A 24,794-nucleotide genomic window follows, 5' to 3' on the forward strand; every position below is an offset into this window, starting at 1 on the left:
CGCCATGTCCCCCGTTCCGCGAGGACGTGGGCTTCGCGATCCGAACTTACGGGATCGCCTCTACGAATTGCTGGAGCACGATCCGCTGGCCTATTCGGTCGGGTCGCGCTTCATCCAGCTGATCATCGGCGCGATCGTGCTCAATGTGGCCGCGATGATCCTCGCCTCGGTGCCGGAGCTCGACGCGCGGTTCGGCACGCTGTTCGCAGGCATCACCATCCTGTCCGTGATCGTGTTCGCGCTGGAATATGCGGCGCGGCTATGGACGGTGGCGGGGCATACCCAGCGCAAGGGATCGGCGCTGTCCGACCGGCTGGGCTATGCCTTCTCCGCGCTCGGCATCATCGACCTCATGGCGTTCCTGCCCGCCGCGGTCGTGCTCGCGACCGGCCGGCACGCGACGCTGGCAGCCCTCGGCGTGCTGCCGTTCTTCAAGCTGATCCGCTATTCGCCGGCGATGCGCTCGTTGCTCGCCGCCGTGCATGCCGAGCGTCGCGCGCTGATCGGCTGCATCGTCATCCTGATCGGCGCGGTCCTGACCTTCGCCTCGCTGCTCTACGCCATCGAGCGCGACGTGCAGCCGGACAAGCTCGGCACCATCCCGCAGGCGATGTGGTGGGCGATCGTGACGCTCGGCACCGTCGGCTATGGCGACGTCGTACCGGTGACGCCGCTCGGCAAGTTCGTCTCGACCTTCGCCATCATCGCCGGCTTTGCCATGATCGCGCTGCCGGTCGCGATTATCTCCACCGCATTCGCGGAAGAGGTGAAGCGGCGCGATTTCGTGGTGACCTGGGGCATGCTGGCGCGGGTGCCGCTGTTCTCGCATCTGTCGGCGGCGGAGATCGCCGATATCATGCGCCTGTTGCGGGCACGCACCATCGAGCAGGGCGAGATCCTGGTGCGACGGGGCGATGTCGCCTCGTCGATGTATTTCATCACCGCCGGCGAGGTCGAGATCGCGCTGCCGAGCCAGCATGTTCGGCTAGCCGACGGCACCTTCTTCGGCGAGATCGCGCTCTTGCACAAGACCAAGCGCAGCGGCACGGTGACGGCAACGCGCAAGACGCGCTTGCTGGTGCTCGATGCCCAGGATTTTCACGCTTTGATCGCGCGCATGCCGACGCTTGCCGATCACGTCCATACGACAGCGAAGGCGCGGCTCGCCGACAGCGGCGATCTCGCGCTTGCCGAGCTGGCACAGGCGGAGAAGGAAGGCACGGACCGCTGAGCAGTCAGCAAAGGCTCGTCATTGCGAGGAGCGCGCGACAAGATTGCAAGGCAATCTTGTCGCTGAAGCGACGAAGCAATCCAGACGGTTTCCGCGGAGGGATTCTGGATTGCTTCGCTTCGCTCGCAATGACGGGCGGAGGCAGCTTACGCCGCCAGCTCTTTGGTCAGGTTCTCGGCGACCTTGTCGAGGAAGCCGGTGGTCGAGAGCCAGCGCTGGTCGGCGCCGACCAGGAGCGCGAGGTCCTTCGTCATGTAGCCGGCCTCGACGGTGTCGACGCAGACCTTCTCCAGGATGCTCGCGAACTTCGCCAGCTCGGCATTGTTGTCGAGCTTGGCGCGGTGGGCGAGGCCACGCGTCCAGGCGAAGATCGAGGCGATCGAGTTGGTCGAGGTCTCCTTGCCCTTCTGGTGCTCGCGGTAGTGGCGGGTCACCGTGCCGTGGGCGGCCTCGGCTTCCACGGTCTTGCCGTCGGGGGTGAGCAGCACCGAGGTCATCAGGCCGAGCGAGCCGTAGCCCTGCGCGACCGTGTCGGACTGCACGTCGCCATCGTAGTTCTTGCAGGCCCAGACGTAGCCGCCGGACCATTTCAGCGCCGAGGCCACCATGTCGTCGATCAGGCGGTGCTCGTAGGTCAGGCCCTTGGCGTCGAACTCCTTCTTGAACTCGCGGTCGAAGATGTCCTGGAAGATGTCCTTGAAGCGGCCGTCATAGACCTTGAGGATCGTGTTCTTGGTCGACAGGTACACCGGGTAATTACGGAGCAGGCCGTAATTGAAGGAGGCGCGGGCGAAATCGATGATGGAGTCGTCGAGATTGTACATCTCCATCGCGACGCCGGCGCCGGGCGCCTTGAACACTTCCTTCTCGATAACGGTGCCGTCCTCGCCGACGAACTTCAGCGAGAGGGTGCCCTTGCCGGGGAACTTGATGTCGGTGGCGCGGTACTGGTCGCCATAGGCGTGGCGGCCGATGATGATCGGCTTGGTCCAGCCGGGAACCAGGCGCGGCACGTTCTTGCAGATGATCGGCTCGCGGAAGATCACGCCGCCGAGGATGTTGCGGATGGTGCCGTTCGGCGACTTCCACATCTGCTTGAGGTTGAACTCCTTCACCCGGGCTTCATCGGGGGTGATGGTGGCGCACTTGACGCCGACGCCGACCTTCTTGATGGCCTCGGCGGCGTCGATGGTGACCTGATCGTTGGTGTGGTCGCGGTGCTCCATGCCCAGGTCGAAATAGAGCAGCTCGACATCCAGGAACGGGTTGATCAGCTTGTCCTTGATGTACTGCCAGATGATCCGGGTCATCTCGTCGCCATCGAGCTCGACGACGGGATTGGATACCTTGATTTTTGCCATGATCGGGGAAGCCTCTTGGGAACGGCGCTTGTGGTGCGCCACGGGAATATCCGCCGCCTCTTAGCACCTGATAGCAGCGGGCGAAAGCCAAGGGATTATGCACTTTTAGCTCATCCAGCTTCCCCAGACGGGAAGCGGCCAGCCGGCCCGCAGCCGGGCCCGGCCTCACGTTCCAGGCGAGATTCAAAAGTCGAATCCAACCCGTTATTTCCCTTGAGAATTTTGTCAGGACAGGCAAACGACAGGCGGGCGGGGCCGGCCGGTCGCCGGCTTGAATCAATTTCTGAAGACGGCCTCACCAAGGCGTTGAGAGACAGTGTGAAAGCGAAGCGAGATGTCGGGGACTGACAAGAGCAAGACGGGCCTTTCCCTCGACGGTCCCATCGTCATCCTGGTCGAGCCGCAGCTGGGCGAGAACATCGGCATGGCCGCGCGCGCCATGGGCAATTTCGCGCTTGGCGCCTTGCGCATCGTCAACCCCAGGGACGGCTGGCCCAACATCGCGGCACAGCGGGCCGCCGCCGGCGCCGACCACATTCTGGAGAAGGTCGAATTGTTCGACACGGTGGAGCAGGCGGTCGCCGACCTCGACCTCTTGTTCGCCACCACCGCTCGTCCCCACGACCAGGCCAAGCCCGTGGTCGGGCCGGCGGCCGCAGCCTGCGAGATCGCCGGGCACGTCGCGACCGGCGGAAAGGCCGGCATCCTGTTCGGCCGGGAGCGCTGGGGACTGACCAACGAGGAGGTCGGGCTCTCCAACCGCATCATCACCTTCCCGGTCAATCCGGGGTTTGCCTCGCTCAACCTTGCCCAGGCCGTGCTGCTGATCGGCTATGAATGGTTCAAGCTGGCGACCTCGGGCGCGCTGCCGCACGCCATGCCGGAGCGCTCCGAGCGCGCCTCGCAGCACCAGATGCAGGCCTTCTTCGACAATCTCGTGCGCGAGCTCGACAAGGTGGAGTTCCTGCGCCCGGCCGAGAAGCGCGACACCATGCTGGTGAACCTGCGCAACATCTTCAGCCGGATGGAGCCGACCAAGCAGGACATGCACACGCTGCACGGCGTGATCATGGCGATCGCGGAAGGACGCAAGGGGCCGGCCAAGGGCGGCGTGCTCGACGGCGAGCAGGCGACGCGCCTGCGCGCACTGCTCGCCGAGCACGGGCAGGGCGGCGGCGTCTCCGACAGCGGCTCCACCGTGCGCGGCCTCGCCCGCCTGCTTCGCCGCAACCCGACCGACGCCGAACGCCTGCTTTGGCAGGCGCTCACCCGCGACCGCCGCTTCGCCGGCCAGTTCAAGCGCCAGACCCCTGTGGGGCGCCACATCCCGGATTTCGTCTCCTTCCCGCACCGGATCGCGATCGAGCTGGTCAACCCGGGCGAGAGCGAGACGATCGCCGCCGACCGCGCGTCGCGGCGGGCGTGGCTGGAGGCGCGGGATTATCGGGTGCTCGACATTCGCGCGGCGGATGTGGAGCTCGATCTCGAAGCCGAGCTGGTGCGGCTGCAGAGGATGATGGAGCCATAGCGTCGTAGGGTGGGTTAGCCTTGCGGCTGCGCGAAGCGCAGTCCGCGAGGCGTAACCCACCGCCTCTGTTTCCGCAGAGCTCAAAGAGGTGGATTACGCTGAGCAGATGCGCTTCGCACATCTGCTCAGCTAATCCACCCTACGAAGATAAGCTCACACCGCCTCGAGCTGATCCGCCGCGCGCTTCTTCTTCGCCTTCGCCTGGCCTAGCAAAGGAGTTGCCGTGAGCGCCGCCGTATCGGCCACGCCCGGATCGCGCGAGATCATCGCTGCGACGATGGCGCCGTCGATGATGAGGCCGAGCTGGTGGGCCAGCACCGCGGGCTCAGCCGATCCCAGCTCGCCGGCGAGCTTCTCGATGTGGCCGAGCACGATCTTCTTGTGCTTCAGCGCGATGTTGCGGAACTGTTTTGCGTCCTTGTCGTGCTCAGCGACGGCGTTGATGAAGGGGCAGCCGTAGAAGCGCTCCTCGGCAAACCAGCTTTTCAGTGCCGGGAAGATGCGCGTGAGTTTGGCCTGTGCATCGCCGCCGCCCGCTTCCATGGCGCCGATGAACCATTCGCGCCATTGCTTGCCTTCGCTCTCCAGCACGGCGTTGACGAGATTGGTCTTGGAGCCGAACAATTTATAGAGCGTGGTCTTCGCTGTTCCGGCTTCTTCGATGATCGCATCGATGCCGGTGGCGTTAATGCCGTTCTTGCAGAACAGATGCGTCGCGGCACTGAGCAGGCGCCCGCGCGCGGATTCGTCGTCGCCGGCACCGGCGTGCGGTGAATTTGAACTCTTCTTCGATGACGTCTTTGCCATGAGCTGCAACTTAATCGTAGCGGCGCGGCATCAGCAAGCCGCATCTGTCCCGCGCTGAAAAGATTCGCATCCGATCACGCATCTGCTCCGCCTTTGAGCAGGGGAAGGCTGATCAATCCGCAGGCAGCGAGGCTTAAGCGGCTCCAATGCTTCGCCTTTTGTTTTTCGCGGGCTCTGGCACGCTCCATGCAGGGAAACAGACCGTTCGGTATCCTACCGATTTCGCTTCTGCCAGGGAGAAGACTGATGACTGCCGTCGTTCAAAAGACAGTGCTGACGGGTTGCCTCGCACCCATCGACAAGAACGGGCTCGAGCAACTGATCGCCAACGGCAAGGCGAATCCAAAGATCATCAAGACCTTGAAGTGCAAGACCGTCGCGGAAGGCAAATTCCGCCACGCCAACTATATCCGCAACCTGCCGCCCTACATCGTCGACGAGCCGCCGGGTCTGTTGGGTGACGACACCGCGCCCAATCCGTCGGAAGCCTCGCTGGCCGCGCTCGGCTCCTGCCTTGCAGTCGGCCTGCATGCCAATGCCGTGCACCGCGGCTGGATCGTCAACAAGCTCGAGCTGGAGCTCGAGGGCGATCTCAACATCACCGCGGTCTGGGGCACCGGCGACACCTCCGACAAGCCGGTTGGATTCACCGATGTCCGCGTCAAGGTCGACATGGAATGCGAGGGCATCTCGCCGGATGAGATCAACGCGCTGGTGGCCCATGTGAAGAAATGGTCGCCGGTCGCCAACACCTTCACCCGCCCGGTCAATCTCGAGGTCGGCATCTAGCAGGCGGCAATCAGGACAAGGTGCGGGAGACGATCATGGGTTCACTGGCTTTATCGCGGGCCGAAGTTCTGGATCAGCCCGCACCGTCCATTGCGGGCGAGGTGGCGCGGATCGCGCGCGAGCAGCTCGCGCCGCTTGCCGCCGGCATCGACGACGGATCGGTCTATCCGGCCGAGGTGCTGCGCAAATTCGGTGCGGTCGGGGCGTGGGGCAGCCACGTGCCTCACGAGGGGCCTGCCGATCTGCGCTGCGCGATCCAGGCAATGGCGGCGATCGGTGAGGTCTGCGGAGCTACGGCGTTCATGGCCTGGTGTCAGAACACGCTGGTCTGGTACGCGGCGAATTCCACCAATGTGAATCTCGCAAAACGCTTCGGCGATGCCTTCTCGACGGGGCGCGTGCTCGGCGGCACCGGACTCTCCAACCCCATGAAGAGCTTCTTCGGTATCGAGAAGCTCAAGCTGAAGGGGCGCAAGGTCGAGGGCGGCTATATCGTGCGCGGCGCGCTGCCTTGGGTCTCCAATCTCGGCCCCGACCATTATTTCGGCACGATCTTCGAGCGTGAGGACGACCAGGGCACCGTGATGTTCCTGGCCGATTGCTCGGACCCCACGATCACGCTGACGCCATGCAAGCCGTTCCTCGCGATGGACGGCACCGGCACCTATGGCGTGCAGTTCCGCGACGCCTTTGTCCCTGATGAGCTGATCCTCGCCGATCCCGCCGGGCCTTTCGTCAAGAAGATCCGTGCCGGCTTCATCCTGCTCCAGGCCGGCATGGCGCTAGGCGTCATCAGAGACTGCATCAACATCATGGACGAGGTGGATAACCCGCTCGGCCACATCAACCGCTATCTGCCGCAGCAGCCGGTGCATTTCCGCGATCTCGCGGCGGAGCTCGAGGCCGAGACCATGGCGCTGGCGCGCGATCCCTACAACGAGGAGGAAACTTACTGGCGCAAGGTGATCGCGCTGCGGCTGCGCGCCGGCGAAGCCAGCGTCGCGGCGGCGCATGCAGCGATGCTGCATTGTGGCGCGCGCGGCTACCTCAAAAGCCACCGCGCGCAGCGGCGTCTGCGCGAGGCTTATTTCGTCGCGATCGTCACGCCGGCCACCAAGCAGCTGCGCAAGATGCTCGCCGATGCCTGAGTTCTACGAGTCCACCCCAAGACGACGACCCTAGAGACCCCCAACCTCAACGGAGAGGCTGCCATGACTGACGTCCTGATCACTGCCGTCGAACTCGCCGATCTCTTGAAGACTGAGCCGTGTGTCGTCATCGACACCCGCAACCCCGATGCCTACGCCGCCGGCCATCTGCCCAATGCCGTGAACGTGCACGAGATTTTCACGTTCCTGGCGACCTCCACGCCCGAGGGCATGGCCGAGCTAAAGACCAAATTTGCCGATGCATTCGGCGGCGCCGGTCTCTCCGGCAAGGAAACGGCTGTCATTTATGAGCAGTCGATGAATTCCGGCTTCGGCCAGTCCTGCCGCGGCTACTATCTCCTCACCATGCTCGGCTATCCCAAGGTGAAGGTGCTGCATGGCGGCTTCGATGCGTGGTCGGCCGCGGGCTTCCCGGTGATGAAGGATGTGCCCACGCCCACCAAGGCCTCGTTCGCGATCGTACCGGAAGCCGGCGAGATCCTGATCGACGCCAAGACCATGCTCGGCGCCGTCGGCAAACCCGGCATCGCCATCCTCGACGTGCGCGACGTCGACGAGTGGATCGGCGACAGCTCCTCTCCCTATGGAAAAGATTTCTGCCCGCGCAAGGGCCGCATCCCCGGCGCCGTCTGGCTGGAATGGTATCGCATGATGAAGCCGACCGCCGAGGGCCCACGCTTCAAGTCCAAGGACGAGATCTTGGCCGAATGCGCCACGGTCGGCATCTCGCAGACCACGCCGGTCTATCTCTACTGCTTCAAGGGCGCGCGCGCCTCGAACACGTTCCTGGCGCTGAAGAACGCCGGCGTGAAGGACGTGCGGATGTATTTCGGCTCCTGGAACGAATGGTCGCGCGATCCCTCGCTGCCGATCGAGCAGGGCCTGCCGATGGCAGCGGGCGTGACGACCAAGGCGGCGTGAGCGCGCGATCATATGGCCCGCGGACGAGGCGCAATCCCCAGCGCCTTGATCCGCGAGGCCAGCGTGGTCGGCTTGATGTCGAGCATCTCGGCGGCGCCGCCGGGGCCGAAGACTTTGCCTGCGCAGGCCTCGAGCGCGGCGAGGATGTTGGCGCGCTCGTGGTCGCGCATTTCGGATGACGTCATGATCGCAGGCCGCGCTTCGGCCTTCTGACGGGCTGCGCCGCTAGGCGCTTGTGCGCCTGAAGTATCCGGCAGATCGATGCGCAGGCGGCCGTTCTGCGACAGGATCGCGGCGCGCTCGATCACGTTCTGCAGTTCGCGGACATTGCCGGGCCAGTCGTAGCGGGTCAGCCGCCGCGCATCCCCTTCCGACAGGCGCAGGTTGGATTTCAGCGCCTTGCTCTCGCGCGTCAGGAAGTGCTGGGCAAGCAGGGGAATGTCCTCGCGCCGTTCGCGCAAGGGCACGGTCTCGATCGGGAATACGTTGAGGCGGAAATAGAGGTCCTCGCGAAAGCGGCCGCGCTGGACCTCCTGCTTGAGATCGCGATTGGTCGCGGCGATGACACGAACGTCGACCGCGCGGGTGCGCGCCTCGCCGACGCGCTCGAAATGGCCTTCCTGCAACACGCGCAGCAGCTTGCCTTGCAGTTCGAGCGGGATCTCGCCGACCTCGTCGAGGAACAGCGTGCCGCCGTCGGCGAGCTCGAAGCGGCCGATACGGTCGCGCGTCGCGCCGGTGAAGGCGCCGCGGACATGGCCGAAGAACTCGCTCTCGAACAATTCGCGCGGGATCGCGGCGCAGTTGACCCGGATCAACGGCCGGTCGCTGCGGGTGGAGTCCTCGTGGATGGCGCGCGCGATCAGCTCCTTGCCGGTGCCGGATTCGCCGTTGATCATCACCGCCGCCGTCGTCGGCGCCACCAGCTTGACCTGCCGCAACGTCTTCTGGATCGCCTCGCTTTGACCGATGATGCCGCGCGGATTGGTCTCGATGCGGATTTCTTCCTGGAGATAGGCGTTTTCCAGCTCCAGCCGCTCGCGCAGACGGTCGACCTCGGCAAGCGCGGCGTGCAGCTTCTCGTCGGCCTCCCGCCGCTGGCTGACGTCGCGAAACACCACGACGGCGCCAACGACGACGCCGCGATCGCGGATCGGCGTGGAGGTGTATTCGACCCAGGCCGGCGAGCCGTCCTTGCGCCAAAACACCTCGCCGTCGACCTGGTGCACGGCGCCGTCGCGGAATGCCGCATAGATCGGGCAATCATGGTTGTGATAGTGCCGGCCGTCGTGATGGGTGTGGTGGACGATCGGGTGGATCTCCTTGCCAACGAGCTCTTCGGCGGTCCAGCCCAGCATGCGTTCGGCCGCGGGATTGACGAAGGTGGTCTTGCCTTCGGCGTTGACGCCATAGATGCCTTCGCCGGCGGCGCGCAGGATCAACTGGTTCTCGCGCTCGATGTCCTGGAACACGCGCTCGACCCGCTGCCAGGTGGAGATGCCGCCGCGCATGTGGTCCTCGGCGGCGGCGTCGACATTGCGGCGGCGGCGCGCTTCGAGATCGGTCAGCGTGAGCAGCAGCAGCGAGCGGCCGTCATGCGGCAGCAGGCAGCCGGCATATTCGAGCTGGAGATTTTGCCCCGTCGCGTGGCGGGGAGTGAGCGCCGTGGTCCAGTAGGCGCCCCTGTGCAGCACGGCCTGGGTGAAGACGGTGAGGGCCGGAAGCTCGCCGGCGTGGAGCGTGCTGGCCCTGGTCTGCCGCAACAGCGCGCGGTCGTAGCCGAGCAGGGCGCAGGCAGCGGGATTGGCATCGACGATCTGGTCGCCATAGGGATCGACCAGAAGCGTCGCCTCGACGGAGGATTCGAACGCCGCGATGCGCGGGTCGATGGCGGGGGCCACATCATCGTGGATGGGCATTGGCGTCGTTGCCATTGCGAAATCTCGTAATTGAGCTACGAAATCTCGTTTATCACGAGTTTTCGTAGTGGCCAAGTGCGGTCGAAAGTGCTGTGTCATCAAGGCACTGTCCGCTCGGAAGACGGTGGCATGCTCCTTGCGTAATTGCTCCTCGCAATGACGCGCAGGAGGGCCGATGTCCACGTTCGACAATCCGTTTGATCGCGATCGCAACCTTCGAGCCGGCTGTGCCTGCGGCCAGCATCGTTCCGCAGCAGAGCACGAGCAGGCGACGGCGCTGCGTTGCGGGCCGGTCGAGAGCGAAGAGAAGCGCTACGAGGGCGTGGTCGCTTCCGCGGTGATGCGCGCGATGTTCCCGCAGGATGTGGCACGGCGCGCGTTCCTGAAATCGGTCGGTGCATCCACCGCACTCGCGGCGCTGTCGCAGTTCTTTCCGCTTCAGACGGCAACCGAAGTCTTTGCGCAAGCCGGTGCGCCCGAGAAGAAGGATCTCAAGGTCGGCTTCATCCCGATCACCTGCGCGACGCCGATCATCATGGCGGCGCCGATGGGCTTCTATGCCAAGCACGGCCTCAATGTCGAAGTGGTCAAGACCGCCGGCTGGGCCGTGATCCGCGACAAGACCATCAACAAGGAATACGACGCCGCGCACATGCTGGCGCCGATGCCGATCGCGATCTCGCTCGGCCTCGGGGCCAATGCCATCCCCTTCGCGGTGCCTGCGATCGAGAACATCAACGGGCAGGGCATCGTGCTGGCGACCAAGCACAAGGACAAGCGCGATCCAAAGGACTGGAAGGGCCTGAAATTCGCGATCCCCTTCGACTATTCCATGCACAACTATCTCTTGCGCTACTATCTCGCGGAAGCCGGGCTCGACCCCGACACCGACGTGCAGCTGCGCTCGGTGCCGCCGCCGGAGATGGTCGCGAACCTCCGCGCCGACAACATCGACGGCTTCCTTGCGCCCGACAACATCTGCCAGCGCGCGATCTATGACGGCGTCGGCTTCATGCATCTGCTCTCCAAGGAGATCTGGGACGGCCATCCCTGCTGCAGCTTCGCCGCCAGCCGCGAATTCATCACCACGGCGCCGAACAGCTTTGCCGCGCTGACGCGCGCCATCGTCGATGCCACCGCCTATGCCTCGAAGGCCGAGAACCGCAAGCAGATCGCGGAGGCCATCGCGCCGGCGAACTACATCAACGCGCCGGTGACGGTGCTGGAGCAGGTCCTGACCGGCACCTATGCCGACGGCCTCGGCGGGGTGAAGACCGATCCAAAGCGCGTCGATTTCGATCCGTTCCCCTGGCAGTCCTTTGCGGTGTGGATGCTGACGCAGATGAAGCGTTGGGGCCAGATCAAGGGCGATGTCGACTACAAGGCGGTGGCCGAGCAGGTGTATCTCGCCACCGACACCAAGAAGTTGATGACCGAGATGGGCCTCACGCCGCCGGCGAGCGCTTACAAATCGTTCACGGTGATGGGCAAGACCTTCGATCCGGCCAAGCCGGAGGACTATGTGGCGAGCTTCAAGATCAGGAAGGCGTCGTGATGTCCTCCATGCTCGTGTCCCGGACGCGATGCAGCACGCAGTGCTGCTTCGCAGAGCCGGGACCCAGTCAGGCCGCATGGGTCCCGGTTCTGCGTCGCATCGCACCGGACGATGCTTCGCATCGCCGGGCGCGCTGCGCCGCGCCCGGGACACGATACCCGGGGATATGACCGATGAGCACCTCCCTCCGTCTCCGCGCCGGCCTCGTCTCGATCGCGCTGCTCGTCGCCTTCCTCGGCATCTGGCATCTCGCCACGCGCTCGACGGCGCCGGTGGCGACCATGAACCCGGAATACGCCAAGCTGATGGGACTGACCGCGACGCAGGGCAAATCCGCAATGCCCGGCCCGCTCGACGTCGGCGCCAAGCTCTGGGAGCATCTGAAGCGCCCGTTCTACGACAACGGGCCGAACGACAAGGGGCTGGGCATCCAGCTCGGTTATTCCATCGCGCGCGTCGGCACCGGCTATCTGCTGGCGGTGATCGTCGCGATCCCGCTCGGCTTCCTGATCGGCATGTCGCCGTTGTTGAGCAAGGCGCTCGATCCCTTCATCCAGGTCCTGAAGCCGATCTCGCCGCTGGCCTGGATGCCGCTGGCGCTCTACACCATCAAGGATTCCTCGGTCTCGGCGATCTTCGTCATCTTCATCTGCTCGATCTGGCCGATGCTGCTCAACACGGTGTTCGGCGTTGCCAGCGTGCGCAAGGAGTGGGTCAACGTGGCGCGAACGCTGGAGGTCGGCACGGTCAGGCGCGCCTTCACCGTGATCCTGCCGGCAGCGGCGCCGACGATTTTGACCGGCATGCGCATCTCGATCGGCATCGCCTGGCTCGTGATCGTCGCGGCTGAAATGCTCGTCGGCGGCACCGGCATCGGCTACTTCGTCTGGAACGAGTGGAATAATTTGTCGATCACCAACGTCATCATCGCGATCCTGTTGATCGGGATCGTCGGCATGCTGCTCGACCAGATCCTGGCGCGCTTCACGCGCATGGTCACCTTTCCGGAGTAGGAGCGATGACCGCCAAGTTCATCTCCATCGAAGGCATCGCCAAGCGCTATCCCGGCGCGGGCGGCGCCACGACAACCGTGTTCGAGAATCTGTGGCTATCGATGGCGCGCGGCGAGTTTTGTTGCGTGATCGGCCATTCCGGCTGCGGCAAGACCACGGTGCTCAACATCCTCGCGGGTCTCGATGCGCCGAGCGAAGGCGCCGTCATCGTCGACGGGCAGGCGATCTCGGGCACCAGCCTCGACCGCGCCGTGATCTTCCAGAGCCACGCGCTCTTGCCCTGGCGCACGGTGCTCGGCAACGTCGCCTATGCCGTCAGCTCGAAATGGCGGAGCTGGGACCGCGCCAAGGTGAGGGCGCATGCGCAGACCTTCATTGATCTCGTCGGATTGACCGGTTCGGAGCACAAGCGTCCGTCAGAGCTGTCGGGCGGCATGAAGCAGCGCGTCGGCATCGCGCGGGCGCTCTCGATCACGCCGAAGATGATGTTGATGGACGAGCCGTTCTCGGCGCTGGACGCGCTGACGCGCGGCACGCTGCAGGACGAGGTGCGGCGCATCTGCCTCGAGACCGGGCAGACCGCGTTCATGATCACCCATGACGTCGACGAGGCGATCTACCTCGCCGACAAGATTTTCCTGATGACCAACGGTCCCGGCGCGGTGCTGGCGGAGGTGGTCGAGAACCCGCTGCCGCGGGATCGCGGCCGCACCGACCTGCACCGCCATCCGCTCTACTACGCCCTGCGCAACCACATCATCGATTTCCTGGTGACGCGCAGCAAGACCTTTGCCGCCGAGACACCCGGTCACGATCCCCGCAACGTGCCGTTGGTGCACATCGGCAAGCCCGGGCTCTCGATCGCATCAAACGGCGAAGAGCCACGACAGACCTGGATGCCGGGGACAAATCCCGGATTGAGTGCCTAACAAGGAGACGCCAACATGAAGCGCGAAGACCTCACCGAAAAACTGCTCGACATCAAGCGCGAGAAGGGCTGGAGCTGGAAACATATCTGCGAAAAAATCGGCGGCTACTCCGAGGTTTTGATCGTCGGCGCGATCATGGGCCAGATGAAATTGACAAAGCCGCAGGCGGCCAATGCCGGCGAGTTGTTCGGCCTGTCGAAGGCGGAAGTCGCCATGCTCAACGAGGTGCCGATGCGCGGCACCGGCACGCCGATGCCGCCGACCGATCCCCTGATCTACCGCTTCTACGAGATGGTGATGGTGAACGGCCCGGCCTGGAAGGCGTTGATCGAGGAAGAGTTCGGCGACGGCATCATGTCGGCGATCGACTTCGACATGGGGATCGAGCGGGTCGCCAACCCCAAGGGCGACCGCGTCAAGATCACCATGAGCGGCAAGTTCCTGCCGTACAAATATTACGGCGCCAGCGGCAACGTGCCGGAATACGGCTTCAAGGAGGGGTAATTAAGGTTTTCGTCATTCCGGACGCCGCGTCAGCGGCGATCCGGAATCTCGAGATTCCGGGTTCGGTCCTGCGGACCGCCCCGGAATGACAGTGAGTGGACGCGCGCGGCGCTATTTCCCCGCCTTCACCTCGGCGGCCGCGACCGCGAGCAGCTCGCTCATCTTGGCGCGAATCGCCTGCTCGGTGACGGCGACGTTCTTGGCGGCGAAATCGGCCGTGATCTTGCGCAGGACGTCGGCATCGCCGGCCTCCTCGAAATCCGAGGCGACCACCTCCTTGGCATAGGCCGTAGCGGCATCACCGGTAATGCCGAGCTTTTCGGCTGCCCACAGGCCGAGCAGCCGGTTGCGGCGGGCCTCCGCCTTGAATTTCTGCTCCTCGTCGAGAGCGTACTTCTTTTCGAAGCCTTCCTGGCGCTTGTCGAACTCGCTCATGCCTGTTCCAAATCTCCTGCTGAATGGCGCGGGAGCCTTCCGTTGCGGCGACCCGGCTGCATGCCTACATAGATAGCACGAATCGGCAAAACAACGGGCCGTTAAGCCGCAGGCAAGACGGTATAAGTTGGCGCCGGACGGCCGGATCGATTGTGCTCGGACAGCCAATCGGATAGGTTGCCTAGAGGTTTGGTTCCCGTTCTGTTTCCAAAGGTTATGAATGGGTTCCCAGCCGTTCACGGCAGCTCCGCTGTGGGTCGTAATCCTAGTCAACCGGAGCACACCAATTTCATGGATTTCAACAAAACACGGTACATCCCCATGAGCCGTCGGCGTCGCATTTATGAAGGCAAGGCAAAGGTTCTCTACGAAGGTCCGGAGCCCGGTACCCTGATCCAGCACTTCAAGGATGACGCCACCGCGTTCAATGCAAAAAAGCATCAGGTGATCGAGGGCAAGGGTGTCCTCAACAACCGGATCTCGGAGTACCTGTTTCAGCACCTCAACGATATCGGGGTGCCGACCCATTTCATCCGCCGCCTCAACATGCGCGAGCAGTTGATTCGCGAGGTCGAGATCGTGCCGCTCGAGGTGGTGGTGCGGAACGTCGCCGCCGGCTCGCTGTCGCAGCGTCTCGGCATCGAGGAGGGCACGCAGCTGCCCCGTTCGATCATCGAATTCTATTACAAGAACGACCAGCTCAACGACCCCATGGTGTCGGAAGAGCACATCACCGCCTTCGGCTGGGCCACGCCGCAGGAGATCGACGACATCATGGCGCTCGCCATTCGCGTCAACGACTTCCTGACCGGTCTCTTCCTCGGCATCGGCATCCGCCTCGTCGACTTCAAGATGGAGTGCGGGCGCCTGTTCGAGAACGAGATGATGCGCATCATCGTCGCCGACGAGATCTCGCCGGATAGCTGCCGTCTGTGGGACATCAAGTCGAACGAGAAGCTCGACAAGGACCGCTTCCGCAGGGATCTCGGCGGCCTGCTCGAGGCCTACACCGAAGTCGCAAAGCGCCTCGGCATCCTCATGGAGAACGAGCGTCCGGCGGGCTCCGGCCCGGTGCTGGTGAAGAGCTGAGAGGGATTATCGACGTGAAGGCACGTGTCACCGTTACCCTGAAGACGGGCATCCTCGATCCGCAAGGCAAGGCCATCGAAGGCGCGCTGAAGTCGCTCGGTGTCGATGGCGTCGCCAGCGTCCGCCAGGGCAAGGTGTTCGACATCGAGCTCGCCGGCGCCGACAAGGCCAAGGCCGAGGCGGCGCTGAAGGAAGCCGCAGACAAGCTGCTGGCGAATACCGTGATTGAGAATTATGCGATCGAGATGAAAGCATAAGGAACAGGCCAAATGCCCGACGTGACGCCCGAGCTCATGTTCGAGGCGTTGAAGTCAATGCAGGCGCGACTGGCGCAGGTCGATGGGAAGATCGATGAGATGAAGCAGGAAATTCTGGCGTTGCGAACGTCCCAAAATGCCGCTCGCCAGGATGTTACGAGTGTCTTTCAGGAGATCGCGGCGGTTCATGCCACTTTGGTGAGGCATGAGGGTCGGCTTGACCGTATCGAGCGCAGGCTTGAGCTGAACGAGGCAACTGTCCGATAGCATCGGTTCAGAGCGTCACAGCCACCCGGCGCGACGAAAACGCCAGTACAGCGAGCCGCAGGCAGTCAGCATCACGCCGAGCAGCATGTAATAGCCGTACTCCCATTCCAGCTCCGGCATGTACTTGAAGTTCATGCCGTAGATGCCGGCGAGCGCGGTCGGGACCGCGATGATGGCGAGCCAGGACGCGAGCTTCTTCGATACCGCTGTCTCCTGGGCCTGGCCGACCAGCAGGCTCGCCTCGAAGGCGAAGGCCAGCACCTCGCGCATGGAGTCGATGCGCTCCTGGATGTTCCTGACATGGTCGGTGACGTCGCGGAACAACGGCTGCATGGCCTGCCGCACCATCGACAGGTCGTCATGCTCGAGCCGGCGGCAGACCTCCACCAGCGGGCCGATCGCAGTCCTGAGCCGCAGCAGGTCGCGGCGCAGCATGTAGAGCCGCTCGATCTGCGCCTTGCTGATCTGCTTGGAGAGCACGTCGTCCTCGATACCCTCGACCTCCTCGTGGATGCTCTCGAGCACGGGTGAGTAATTGTCGACGATGAAATCGAGGATGGCGTAGAGGATGTAGTCCTCGCCGCGCGCGAGCGCCCGCGGGCAGCTCTCGCAGCGCTCGCGCACCGGCGTGTAGGAGGTCGAGGCGCCGTGGCGCACCGAGACCAGATAGCTGTCGCCGACGAAGATGTGGGTCTCGCCGAAGGCGATGCGGCCCTCGATCAATTGCGCCGTGCGCGCGACGATGAACAGGGCCTCGCCATATTGCTCGATCTTGGGCCGCTGATGGGCGTGGTTGGCGTCCTCGATCGCGAGCTCGTGCAGGTCGAACTGTTTCTGCACCGCGCCGAGCAGCGCCATGTCGGGCTCGTGCAGGCCGATCCAGACCACGTGGCCGGGCTTGGCCCGCCAGCTCGAGGCCTCGCTGATGGCGATGTTGGCGACTCTGCGGCCGTCGACATAGGCGCCGGCGGCGACGACGCCCTCGGCGGACACCGGTTCGGAATGGGATGCGGGCAGCGACGGGACGTTCATGGCTTCAATCCCGGGCAATTCGAGCGGCCAAATGCGAGTGGCTATGGCCTGTGTACAAGGGCACTCCGCAACGCTAGCACTGGTAAAATCCCCGTCAAATGGTTATGTCTCTTCACGAATTGGCCCGTTGCCAGCCTGCCTCGATTCCCAGCTCCGTCGGAACCTCTGCCATGAAAGCCGCCATCCTCGTCTTTCCCGGAATCAACCGTGAGCGCGACATGGCGCGCGCATTGAGGCTGATCTCCGGCAGCGAGCCGGCGATGGTTTGGCACGCCGAGACGTCGCTGCCCGCTGGCACCGATCTCGTGGTGGTGCCGGGCGGCTTCTCCTATGGCGATTACCTGCGCTGCGGCGCAATCGCCGCGCGCGCGCCGGTGATGGATGCGGTGCGCGATTACGCGGCCAAGGGCGGCCTCGTGCTCGGCGTCTGCAACGGTTTCCAGATCCTCTGCGAATCCGGCCTCTTGCCGGGCGTCCTGATGCGCAACGCGCGGCTGAAGTTCATCTGCCGCGACGTGCATCTGCGTGTCGAGCGGTCCGACACGCCGTTCACCCGCGGCTACAATGCGGGACAGGTGATCCGCGTGCCGGTCGCGCATGGCGAGGGCAATTACGAGGCGGATGAGGAGACGATCAAGCGGCTCGAAGGCGAGGGGCGGGTGCTCTATCGCTATTGCTCCGCTGCTGGCGAAGTCGACGATTTCAATAACATCAACGGCGCGGCGCATTCGATCGCCGGCATCGTCAACGATAAAGGCAACGTGCTCGGCATGATGCCGCATCCGGAAAACCACGTCGAAGACATCATGGGCTGCACCGACGGCCGCGGCCTGTTCGCCGGCCTCGCCCAGCATCTGGAAAAGGCCGCGTGATCTCGTTCGTGCTGAGGCGGCTGTCGGTCGCTGTCGTTGTCGTTGCGTTCGCGACGGCCGCGTTCGCGCAGGACTTCCCAAAGCGTCCAATCACGATGATCGTGCCGTTCGCGGCCGGCGGCACCTCGGATGTGATCGCGCGCGCGGTCGCCGAGCAGATGGGGATTGCGCTCGGCCAGACCATCGTGATCGAGAACGTCGCCGGCGCCGGCGGCTCGACCGCGCTGGCGCGTGCCTCCCGCGCCGAGCCCGACGGTTACACCATCGCGATCGGCAATGCCGGCACCAACGCCGCGACCTACACGATCTACCCAAAACTGCCGTTTACGCCCGACTCCTTCGTGCCGATCGCGATGATTGCGAAGACTTTCGGCATCATTGCTGTGCGCAAGGAGTTTCCGGCGAAGGACCTGAAAGAGTTCATCGCCTATGCCAAAGCCAATCCGGGCAAGATCAATCTCGGGCACGCCGGCGTCGGCTCCTCGAATTACCTGATCTGCAAGAGCTTCGTCACCGCGGCCGGGATCGACGCGACGCTGGTCGGGTATCGCGGCGCCGCGCCGGCGCTGACCGATGCCGTCGGCAGCCAGATCGACGGCGTCTGCGACGCCGCCGCCTCGGTCTCGCAGTCGATCAACGAGAAGCTGGTGAGGGGGCTCGTGGTCGGCTCGACCGTGCGGCTTGCCACCCTGCCGGATCTGCCGACCTCTGCTGAAGCAGGCTTGCCCGAGTTCGAGGCACAGGGCTGGAACGGCCTGTTCGCGCCCAAGGGCACGCCGCCCGCCGTGATCGCCAAGCTGAACGCCGCCGCGCGCACGGCTGTGGAGACCGACGCGGTGAAGAAGCGTTTTGCCGACCTCTCGACCGTCGCGCCCGATACCAACGAGCACACGCCGGAGCTGCTTCAGCAGCTCGTGACGCGCGATGTCGAGAAGTACCGGAAGATGCTGGCGGACGACCCCAAGTAGTCGCAAGCCTTCGGTTCACGGTCACTCATTCCCCTCTTGCCTTTCTTGCGGGCAGGCGATCGTGGCGCCATCGGTGACGGCTGACCGGAAAGCTCGCTCAATCAGGAGTGGCCGGATTCGTCCATGTACAAAAATGGTCGCAATCTGCACGTACACATCGTGGCGGCTGGAGAGGTGACATCACTGGACATCGCAGAGGCACCCTCATGCACTTCGGCTCAGCCTGGCGTTGGAAATTCTCCCACGCCGTTGATGACGCGTTCGCACTGACCGAAGACCAGGCACGAGCCGATCAGCTCGCGACCGGCGTCCTGTCGCTGGACGTGCTGGCAAATGATCGCGGGGGGCATGCCGCAAGGCTCTATTCGATCGACGACGGCAACGGGTGGGGTTTCGACTGGGAGCTGTTGGCTCGGGACGTGAGTCGTGACGGGGTCTCGCCTTGGGAAACGACCGACGACGGCAACCTGATCCGCATCAATCACGGTCAGATCGAGCTCGATCTCACCCATTCGCTATCTGCGCTCGGAGCGACTGATTTCAATTCCATGGCAGCCGGCGACGTCATCGACGACGATTTCGTGTATGCGCTTCGGCCGGGGCGCGGCTGGCTCGGCCAAGCCCATGTCCATGTGCATATCGACGGCGTCAACGATCCTGCCACGATCAGCGGCGCTTCGACCGGAACTGTCACGGAGGACAGCGCCGTCCAGACCGCGGGGGGCACGCTGAGCGTCACCGATCCCGACCACGGCCAGAGTCTTTTTCAGCCGCCTGCCTCGCTGGCTGGTACCTACGGTACGTTTGCGTTCGACCCGGTCACTGGTGTCTGGGGCTACACGCTCGACAACAACTCGGCCAACGTCCAGGCCTTGAGCGCCAATGACATCAGGCACGATCTGCTGACGGTCACCTCCGCGGACGGTACCGTCCATCAAGTCATCGACGTGACCATCCATGGCGCCGATGAACCGAGGCACCTCGACATCGTGGTGGGAGCGGAGTTCACTGACATCGTGGCGGACCCGGGCTCCCTGGCTGTTGTGCTGCACGATGACGCCGGCGGCTTTCAAGCTCCAGTCCCCTATCACAACGGTACGACCTACTATAACGCCACGCTCGAATACACCACCGCGATCGGCATCGCCGATTTCAACGGCGACGGCGTAGCCGATATTGCGACCACTGCCCTGGCAGGCCTCGGTACAAACTCGAGCGCCAGCGTCGGGGTACTGCTCGGGCACGGCGACGGGACCTTCGGCCCGGGATCCGCTTATCATACTGGCACAACACGGGGGCCGAACCACGAATACACGTTCGCGCTCGATATCGCCGACTTCAACGGAGACGGTGTGCCCGACATCGCGACCGCAGGGTTCGGCCTTGAATCTTCCGACGGCAGCCTGGGCGTGCTCCTTGGAAACGGCGACGGCACCTTCCAGGACGGCAAGCCCTATAGCACCGGGACCGTCTACGCCTCGCGGTCGCAGAACACCTACGCGCTGGTGAGTGGCGATTTCAATGGCGATGGCAAGCTCGACATCGTGACCGTGGGCGCGGCAGGGTCGTCGACGGAGAACAACGTGACCGACAGCGTCAGCATGCTGCTCGGGAACGGCGACGGCAGCTTTGAGACGCCCACGATCTATGCGACGGGAAACATCGTCGTCGAGCACGAAATGACGGAAGCGGTTGTCGTCGGTGACGTGAATGGTGACGGCAGGCTCGATGTCGTCACCGGCGGATTTGACGACAACAACCTCGCGCCGGGCAAGACACCCCACTCCATGAGCGTGCTGCTGGGCAACGGCGACGGCACCTTGCAAGCGGCGATGCCTCTCTCCAGTGGCATTCCGCTAAACTCGATTTCCTATCAGTCGGAAGAAACCACGGATCTGGTCCTGGCCGACCTGAATGGCGATGGCAGGCTCGACATCGTCGGCGCGACGCACAGCACGGACAGCAGCGTCTTCACCGTGCTGGGCAATGGGGACGGGACCTTCCAGCCGGCGTCCAAATGGTCAAACGGTTCCTTGCCGGATGGTGATGAGACGACCACGTCGATCTCGGTCGGTGACATCAATGGCGACGGTCGCCTCGATATTGCTGCGCTCGACAACGGCGGTTCCGTCGGCGTGCTCTATGGAAACGGCAACGGCAGCTTTCAGCCAGCTGAGGTCGTGCAGACGGGAATTCACGACGCTCTTGCGATCCAGCTCGGCTATCTCATATCGGCCTGAAAATTCGGTACGCCGGAGCCGTTGCAGCAGCTCGCGGCGCTCGATGTCGAGAAATGTCGGAAGACGTTCGCGGACAACGCCAAGTCATTGCGCCGCTTGCGCGGCCGGCGTTAAGCCGTCGAGAAAGCGTTACGCGGCCGCAGGAATGCGGGCGATGACCTTGATCTCGAAGTCGAAGCCCGCGAGCCAATTCACGCCAACGGCCGTCCAGTTCGGATAGGGCGGCCCGCCGATCTCCTCAGTGCGAACGGCCATCACCGTCTCGATCTGGCTCGCCGGATCGGTGTGGAACGTGGTGACGTCGACGACATCGTCCAACGTGCATCCGGCGGCTGCGAGCACAGCACGCAAATTGGCGAACGCACGCCGGACCTGGTCCTCGAACACCGGCTCGGGTGAGCCATCCTCCCGGCTGCCGACCTGTCCCGACACGAAGAGCAGGTCACCGGAGCGGATCGCCGCGGAATAGCGATGCACTTGATAAAGCGCGTGGCGGTTTGCGGGAAAGATTGCCTCTCGGTGGGGCATGGCAGGAGCCTTTCAATCGGTGGATGGGGTGGGCGAAACGTGGGGCGCTTCACGGATGGCGCTTCACGGCAATTTCAGATACGCTTCGTATGTGAGATATATTTCACATACGAGGCGTATGTCAAGAGGATCGGGCATGGCAAAGGGGAAGCGCGCCGAGGCCATGGCGGAAAATCGGGCCAAGCTCATCCGCGCCGCGCGCGCGGCATTTGCCACGCAGGGCTATGCAGACGCGTCGATGGACGAGCTCACTGCCGCCGTCGGTCTGACGCGGGGCGCGCTGTATCACAACTTCGAAGACAAGAAGGGGCTGCTCTGGGCCGTCGTCGAGCAGATCGACGGCGAAATGGCGGAGCGGCTCCGCATCGTCCGGGAGCAAGCGCCCAGCCCGTGGCTGGGTCTGCTCGCGGAGGGAAGCGCCTATATCGAAATGGCGCTCGAACCCGAGATCCAGCGTATCATGCTTCTGGATGGACCTGCCGTGCTCGGCGATCCCTCCAAATGGCCCGGCGAGAACGCCTGTCTCGATATCACCATGCGGACGATCCGCGCGCTGATCGAGCAAGGGATCGTGAAGCCGGTCGACGTCGAAGCGGCGGGGCGGTTGCTGAACGGGGCTGCGCTCAGCGCCGCCTTGTGGGTCGCGGCAGCCGACGATCCCAAGAGTGTGCTGAACAAGGCCGTTGATGCGTTTCGAGAGCTGGCGAGTGGATTGCTACGCGAGGCTCGTGAACCTGCATAGGTTTTGAGGCGACTGACTCCTGGTCACCATCATGGCGCGGATCCAGGTTCGCTGATTTTGCCGGTTGAAGCAACTCAAAGTTGTTTCATCGCTTCAATTGCGATATCAGGAAGCCGACGCTGCCGTTGTGCTTTCCGGATATCATATGCCCGTCGCTTTGGTCGTTCTGCTGCTCGATATCACGCTGATCTATCACGCCTCGCGAACCGGGCGGCTGCGGCCCTGGGCCTTCATCATCCTGCTGGTGCCGATGATGGGTGCGCTCGCCTATATCGCGGTCGAGCTCATTCCCGAATGGTTTTCCAGCCCCGGCGCGCGTCAGGCGCGCCAGCGTGTCGCCAATCGGCTCGATCCCGAGAAGCGCTATCGCGAGCTGTCCGACCAACTGGCCGGCACCGACACCATCGCCAACCGCGCGGCGCTGGCAGAAGAGTGCGCGAATATCGGCCGGTTTGCCGAAGCGGAGGCGCATTACGATCATATCCTGAAGCTGCCGATGGGCCACGATCCCGCCTATGCGCTGCGCAAGGCGCAGGCGCAATTTGGCGCCAGCCGCCCGGCCGATGCGCTCGCGACGCTCGACGATCTGCAGAAGCAATGGCCCGACTTCGATTCCGCCGATGCGCACCTGCTCTATGCCCGCGCGCTCGCCGAGGTCGGACGTCTCGACGAGGCGCTCGAGGAATATCACGCGCTCGCCGGCTACTTCCCCGGTGCCGAGGCGCGGGTGCGCTACGGCATGCTGCTGCAAACGGTCGGCCGCAGCGCCGAAGCGCGCATGGTCTTCAACGAGCTGCTGATCCAGATGCGGCGCGCACCGAAATATCTGCGCAAGGCGCAGGCCGAATGGCTGTCGATCGCGGAGAAGCAACTGTCGACGTGAGTGGCGCGGTAGCGGGACTTGGCTCCCTCTCCCGCAAGCGGGGGAGGAGCGCACCTCCGTCTCAAGCCTCATTTCAGCGCGCTAGCGCAGCTTCAACCGTTCCGCCGGCACCGTCATGGCCGCAACGCCGGCCATGACCAGCAGCAGACCGAGCGCCAGGTTGGACGGCACGCTTTCGCCGAGCAGCAGCACGGAGAGCCCGACGCCAATCGGGATGCGCAAATAGCCTTGCGCGTTGGTGGTCAGCGTGCCGAGCCGGCCGAGGCAGACGTAGAACAGCATCAGGCCTAACGCGCTCGACACGATGCCCATGACGATCGTGGCCACGATCGCAGTCGGCGTTGGCTGCAGCGTCCAGGGCTGGTCGATGAGCAGCGTGGGCGGCAAGAGTACGAGGCCGCCGAACAGCAGCGAGCCGGCTGCCACCACCATCGGGTCGTATTCGGACAGGCGGAGGCCGAAGATCGTTGCGCAGGCAAAGGAGATGGTAGCGAGCAGGATCGCGATCTCCGCCACGATCTCGCTGCCGAAGCCGCGTAGCGCATCGAGCCCGACAATGGCGACGGTGCCGGCGAGTCCCAAAATCGCGCCGGCGAGTTTGAGCAGCGTCGCCGGCTCGTGCCGCGTGATCAGCGAGGTGATTAGGAAGGCGAAGATCGGCGTGGTCGAGGCCAGCACCACCGTGTTCGAGGCCGGCACATATTGCTGCGACCAGGTGATGATCAGGAACGGGAAGGTCGAGTTGATCAATTGCTGGGTCGCAAACAGCTTCCAGGCTTTCGCGTCGGTGGGGATCCTGGTGCCGCGCATCCACAGGATGGCGAACAGGAAGGCGGCGGCGATCAACGAGCGCGCCGAGATGAAGGTGATGGGTGGAATGGTAGGAAGCGCCAGCTTGGCCAGCGGATAGGTCGAGCTCCAGCAGCAGGCCAGCGCAAGGAGCAGCGCATAATCGCGCCAGCTGTGCGCACCTTTGGCGGCCATGGACGGCAACGGCGTTGATGCGGCCGCCGTCGCGCGGCCCGCCTCGGATGTGCTCTGCGGCACCTTGATCTGCTCCCCGGCGCCGAAAGCGCTCGCCGGGAAGTCTGAGCGAGGGCGCGCGAAAAGGGAAGGCGTCGAGCTATGCGTCTGGCTGCGGGAGCGCCTTCCGCTTCATCCGCTTGATCGTTCCGGAAAAGGTGAGCAGCAGCCGCTCGCCGGACATCATCTTGCCGCGCAGGAAGATCAGCGAACCGCCGGCGCGGCTGACCTCGCCGGTGCACTCGATCAACTCGCCCTCGCGTGCCGCGTCGAGGAATTCGCAGGCAAAATTGGTCGTCACCGCCCGGCTGTCCAGGACATGGGTGGCGATCGCAAACAGGGAGTAATCGGCAAAGGCCATGTAGCAGCCGCCATGGACGTTGCCGGAGCCGTTGAGGTGCTTCTTCTCGACCCGGAAGGCGCTTCGGACGCTGCCATCCGCCTCGATCCGGTGCCAGAAGGGGCCGACATGGGACTCAAAACTGTCGCGAATCCAGGTCCGCCAGCCCACAAATTCGCCCTCGGTGGCGACGTGGAGGTCGGGGCGGCGCGGCGGGGGCGCTTTGGTTAATTCGTGCAAGGAAATAGGCCTTCAATTGCGGGTCTTTAGACCTTAAATCCGATCCGACCGCGCCGTGCAATTCCCGTTCCCGCCGGCCCCCCGGCGCAAAACGTGGGACAGCGGGAAAATGCGCCATAAAGGGCTTTTCGAAGCCGTCCGATGTTCCTAAG

The 24,794-nt window shown here is 64.0% G+C and carries 25 protein-coding genes; 17 read left to right on the forward strand and 8 right to left on the reverse strand.

Going from position 1 to position 24,794, the window contains the following annotated elements; genetic code table 11:
* Positions 1-4: 4 nt before the first annotated feature.
* A complete protein-coding gene (locus ACVIIV_RS20045; protein WP_456745703.1) occupies positions 5-1,231 on the forward strand; it encodes a cyclic nucleotide-gated ion channel in 1,227 nt (408 codons plus the stop codon).
* Between the two features lie 146 nt (positions 1,232-1,377).
* Here ACVIIV_RS20045 and ACVIIV_RS20050 read toward each other — a convergent pair whose 3' ends face one another.
* Positions 1,378-2,592, reverse strand: coding sequence for an NADP-dependent isocitrate dehydrogenase (locus ACVIIV_RS20050; protein ID WP_456745704.1), 1,215 nt, complete (start codon positions 2,590-2,592; stop codon positions 1,378-1,380).
* A gap of 334 nt (positions 2,593-2,926) precedes the next feature.
* On the opposite strand from ACVIIV_RS20050, the gene ACVIIV_RS20055 reads away from it, so the two are divergent.
* The gene (locus ACVIIV_RS20055; protein WP_456745705.1) at positions 2,927-4,120 is read left to right on the forward strand and encodes a TrmJ/YjtD family RNA methyltransferase; all 1,194 of its coding nucleotides are present in this window, start codon (positions 2,927-2,929) and stop codon (positions 4,118-4,120) included.
* Between the two features lie 153 nt (positions 4,121-4,273).
* On the opposite strand, the gene ACVIIV_RS20060 is transcribed toward ACVIIV_RS20055, so the two are convergent.
* On the reverse strand, positions 4,274-4,927 hold the full coding sequence (locus ACVIIV_RS20060; protein WP_456745706.1) for a TetR/AcrR family transcriptional regulator: 654 nt from the start codon (positions 4,925-4,927) through the stop codon (positions 4,274-4,276).
* Between the two features lie 246 nt (positions 4,928-5,173).
* Here ACVIIV_RS20060 and ACVIIV_RS20065 point away from each other — a divergent pair, with 246 nt between their 5' ends.
* The 3 genes from ACVIIV_RS20065 (at position 5,174) to ACVIIV_RS20075 (ending at position 7,806) form a co-directional block, all read left to right on the forward strand.
* Positions 5,174-5,716: an OsmC family protein gene (locus ACVIIV_RS20065; protein ID WP_456745707.1), complete on the forward strand. Its 543-nt coding sequence runs from the start codon at positions 5,174-5,176 to the stop codon at positions 5,714-5,716.
* A 35-nt stretch (positions 5,717-5,751) separates the two neighbouring features.
* A complete protein-coding gene (locus ACVIIV_RS20070; protein ID WP_456745708.1) occupies positions 5,752-6,864 on the forward strand; it encodes an acyl-CoA dehydrogenase family protein in 1,113 nt (370 codons plus the stop codon).
* A gap of 63 nt (positions 6,865-6,927) precedes the next feature.
* Positions 6,928-7,806, forward strand: coding sequence for a sulfurtransferase (locus ACVIIV_RS20075; protein WP_456745709.1), 879 nt, complete (start codon positions 6,928-6,930; stop codon positions 7,804-7,806).
* Between the two features lie 8 nt (positions 7,807-7,814).
* Here the strand turns inward: ACVIIV_RS20075 and ACVIIV_RS20080 are convergent, their stop codons facing one another.
* A complete protein-coding gene (locus ACVIIV_RS20080; RefSeq protein ID WP_456745710.1) occupies positions 7,815-9,740 on the reverse strand; it encodes a sigma 54-interacting transcriptional regulator in 1,926 nt (641 codons plus the stop codon).
* Positions 9,741-9,900: 160 nt separating this feature from the next.
* Between ACVIIV_RS20080 and ACVIIV_RS20085 the strand changes: the two genes are divergently transcribed.
* From ACVIIV_RS20085 to cynS, 4 genes are all read left to right on the forward strand, one after another.
* Positions 9,901-11,280 carry a CmpA/NrtA family ABC transporter substrate-binding protein gene (locus ACVIIV_RS20085; protein ID WP_456745711.1) on the forward strand — a complete coding sequence of 460 codons (1,380 nt, stop codon included), beginning with the start codon at positions 9,901-9,903 and terminating at the stop codon, positions 11,278-11,280.
* A gap of 173 nt (positions 11,281-11,453) precedes the next feature.
* A complete protein-coding gene (gene ntrB, locus ACVIIV_RS20090) occupies positions 11,454-12,293 on the forward strand; it encodes a nitrate ABC transporter permease (protein WP_456745712.1) in 840 nt (279 codons plus the stop codon).
* 5 nt (positions 12,294-12,298) lie between these two features.
* Positions 12,299-13,222, forward strand: coding sequence for an ABC transporter ATP-binding protein (locus ACVIIV_RS20095; protein ID WP_456745713.1), 924 nt, complete (start codon positions 12,299-12,301; stop codon positions 13,220-13,222).
* Between the two features lie 15 nt (positions 13,223-13,237).
* A complete protein-coding gene (gene cynS / locus ACVIIV_RS20100) occupies positions 13,238-13,726 on the forward strand; it encodes a cyanase (protein ID WP_275514609.1) in 489 nt (162 codons plus the stop codon).
* Between the two features lie 111 nt (positions 13,727-13,837).
* On the opposite strand, the gene ACVIIV_RS20105 is transcribed toward cynS, so the two are convergent.
* On the reverse strand, positions 13,838-14,161 hold the full coding sequence (locus ACVIIV_RS20105) for a DUF1476 domain-containing protein (protein WP_028178835.1): 324 nt from the start codon (positions 14,159-14,161) through the stop codon (positions 13,838-13,840).
* Between the two features lie 321 nt (positions 14,162-14,482).
* On the opposite strand from ACVIIV_RS20105, the gene purC reads away from it, so the two are divergent.
* From purC to ACVIIV_RS20120, 3 genes are read left to right on the forward strand one after another with little or no spacing between them, the layout of a single operon-like run.
* Positions 14,483-15,250, forward strand: coding sequence for a phosphoribosylaminoimidazolesuccinocarboxamide synthase (gene purC, locus ACVIIV_RS20110; RefSeq protein WP_008974302.1), 768 nt, complete (start codon positions 14,483-14,485; stop codon positions 15,248-15,250).
* 14 nt (positions 15,251-15,264) lie between these two features.
* Positions 15,265-15,507, forward strand: coding sequence for a phosphoribosylformylglycinamidine synthase subunit PurS (gene purS / locus ACVIIV_RS20115; protein WP_036012950.1), 243 nt, complete (start codon positions 15,265-15,267; stop codon positions 15,505-15,507).
* Positions 15,508-15,519: 12 nt separating this feature from the next.
* On the forward strand, positions 15,520-15,774 hold the full coding sequence (locus ACVIIV_RS20120; RefSeq protein ID WP_456745714.1) for a hypothetical protein: 255 nt from the start codon (positions 15,520-15,522) through the stop codon (positions 15,772-15,774).
* A 15-nt stretch (positions 15,775-15,789) separates the two neighbouring features.
* On the opposite strand, the gene ACVIIV_RS20125 is transcribed toward ACVIIV_RS20120, so the two are convergent.
* On the reverse strand, positions 15,790-16,806 hold the full coding sequence (locus ACVIIV_RS20125; protein WP_456745715.1) for a magnesium and cobalt transport protein CorA: 1,017 nt from the start codon (positions 16,804-16,806) through the stop codon (positions 15,790-15,792).
* A 170-nt stretch (positions 16,807-16,976) separates the two neighbouring features.
* On the opposite strand from ACVIIV_RS20125, the gene purQ reads away from it, so the two are divergent.
* The 3 genes from purQ (at position 16,977) to ACVIIV_RS20140 (ending at position 20,886) form a co-directional block, all read left to right on the forward strand.
* Positions 16,977-17,678, forward strand: a complete 702-nt coding sequence (gene purQ, locus ACVIIV_RS20130) for a phosphoribosylformylglycinamidine synthase subunit PurQ (RefSeq protein ID WP_456745716.1) — start codon at positions 16,977-16,979, stop codon at positions 17,676-17,678.
* Positions 17,675-18,646 carry a tripartite tricarboxylate transporter substrate binding protein BugD gene (locus ACVIIV_RS20135; RefSeq protein WP_456745717.1) on the forward strand — a complete coding sequence of 324 codons (972 nt, stop codon included), beginning with the start codon at positions 17,675-17,677 and terminating at the stop codon, positions 18,644-18,646. Before purQ ends, ACVIIV_RS20135 begins: the two co-directional genes overlap by 4 nt.
* A gap of 206 nt (positions 18,647-18,852) precedes the next feature.
* Entirely contained in the window at positions 18,853-20,886 is a 2,034-nt protein-coding gene (locus tag ACVIIV_RS20140) for an FG-GAP-like repeat-containing protein (RefSeq protein WP_456745718.1), read from the forward strand.
* 129 nt (positions 20,887-21,015) lie between these two features.
* Here ACVIIV_RS20140 and ACVIIV_RS20145 read toward each other — a convergent pair whose 3' ends face one another.
* On the reverse strand, positions 21,016-21,414 hold the full coding sequence (locus ACVIIV_RS20145) for a RidA family protein (RefSeq protein WP_456745719.1): 399 nt from the start codon (positions 21,412-21,414) through the stop codon (positions 21,016-21,018).
* Between the two features lie 136 nt (positions 21,415-21,550).
* Here ACVIIV_RS20145 and ACVIIV_RS20150 point away from each other — a divergent pair, with 136 nt between their 5' ends.
* Together ACVIIV_RS20150 and ACVIIV_RS20155 are read left to right on the forward strand one after the other, a co-directional pair.
* Positions 21,551-22,156, forward strand: coding sequence for a TetR/AcrR family transcriptional regulator (locus tag ACVIIV_RS20150; protein WP_456748780.1), 606 nt, complete (start codon positions 21,551-21,553; stop codon positions 22,154-22,156).
* Positions 22,157-22,301: 145 nt separating this feature from the next.
* Complete coding sequence (locus tag ACVIIV_RS20155) at positions 22,302-23,039, forward strand: tetratricopeptide repeat protein (protein WP_456745720.1); 738 nt, start codon at positions 22,302-22,304, stop codon at positions 23,037-23,039.
* An 81-nt stretch (positions 23,040-23,120) separates the two neighbouring features.
* Here ACVIIV_RS20155 and ACVIIV_RS20160 read toward each other — a convergent pair whose 3' ends face one another.
* Complete coding sequence (locus ACVIIV_RS20160; RefSeq protein WP_456745721.1) at positions 23,121-24,086, reverse strand: DMT family transporter; 966 nt, start codon at positions 24,084-24,086, stop codon at positions 23,121-23,123.
* A 76-nt stretch (positions 24,087-24,162) separates the two neighbouring features.
* Positions 24,163-24,642, reverse strand: coding sequence for a PaaI family thioesterase (locus ACVIIV_RS20165; RefSeq protein WP_456745722.1), 480 nt, complete (start codon positions 24,640-24,642; stop codon positions 24,163-24,165).
* Between the last annotated feature and the right edge of the window lie 152 nt (positions 24,643-24,794).

This window comes from Bradyrhizobium sp. USDA 4354 (assembly GCF_054060315.1).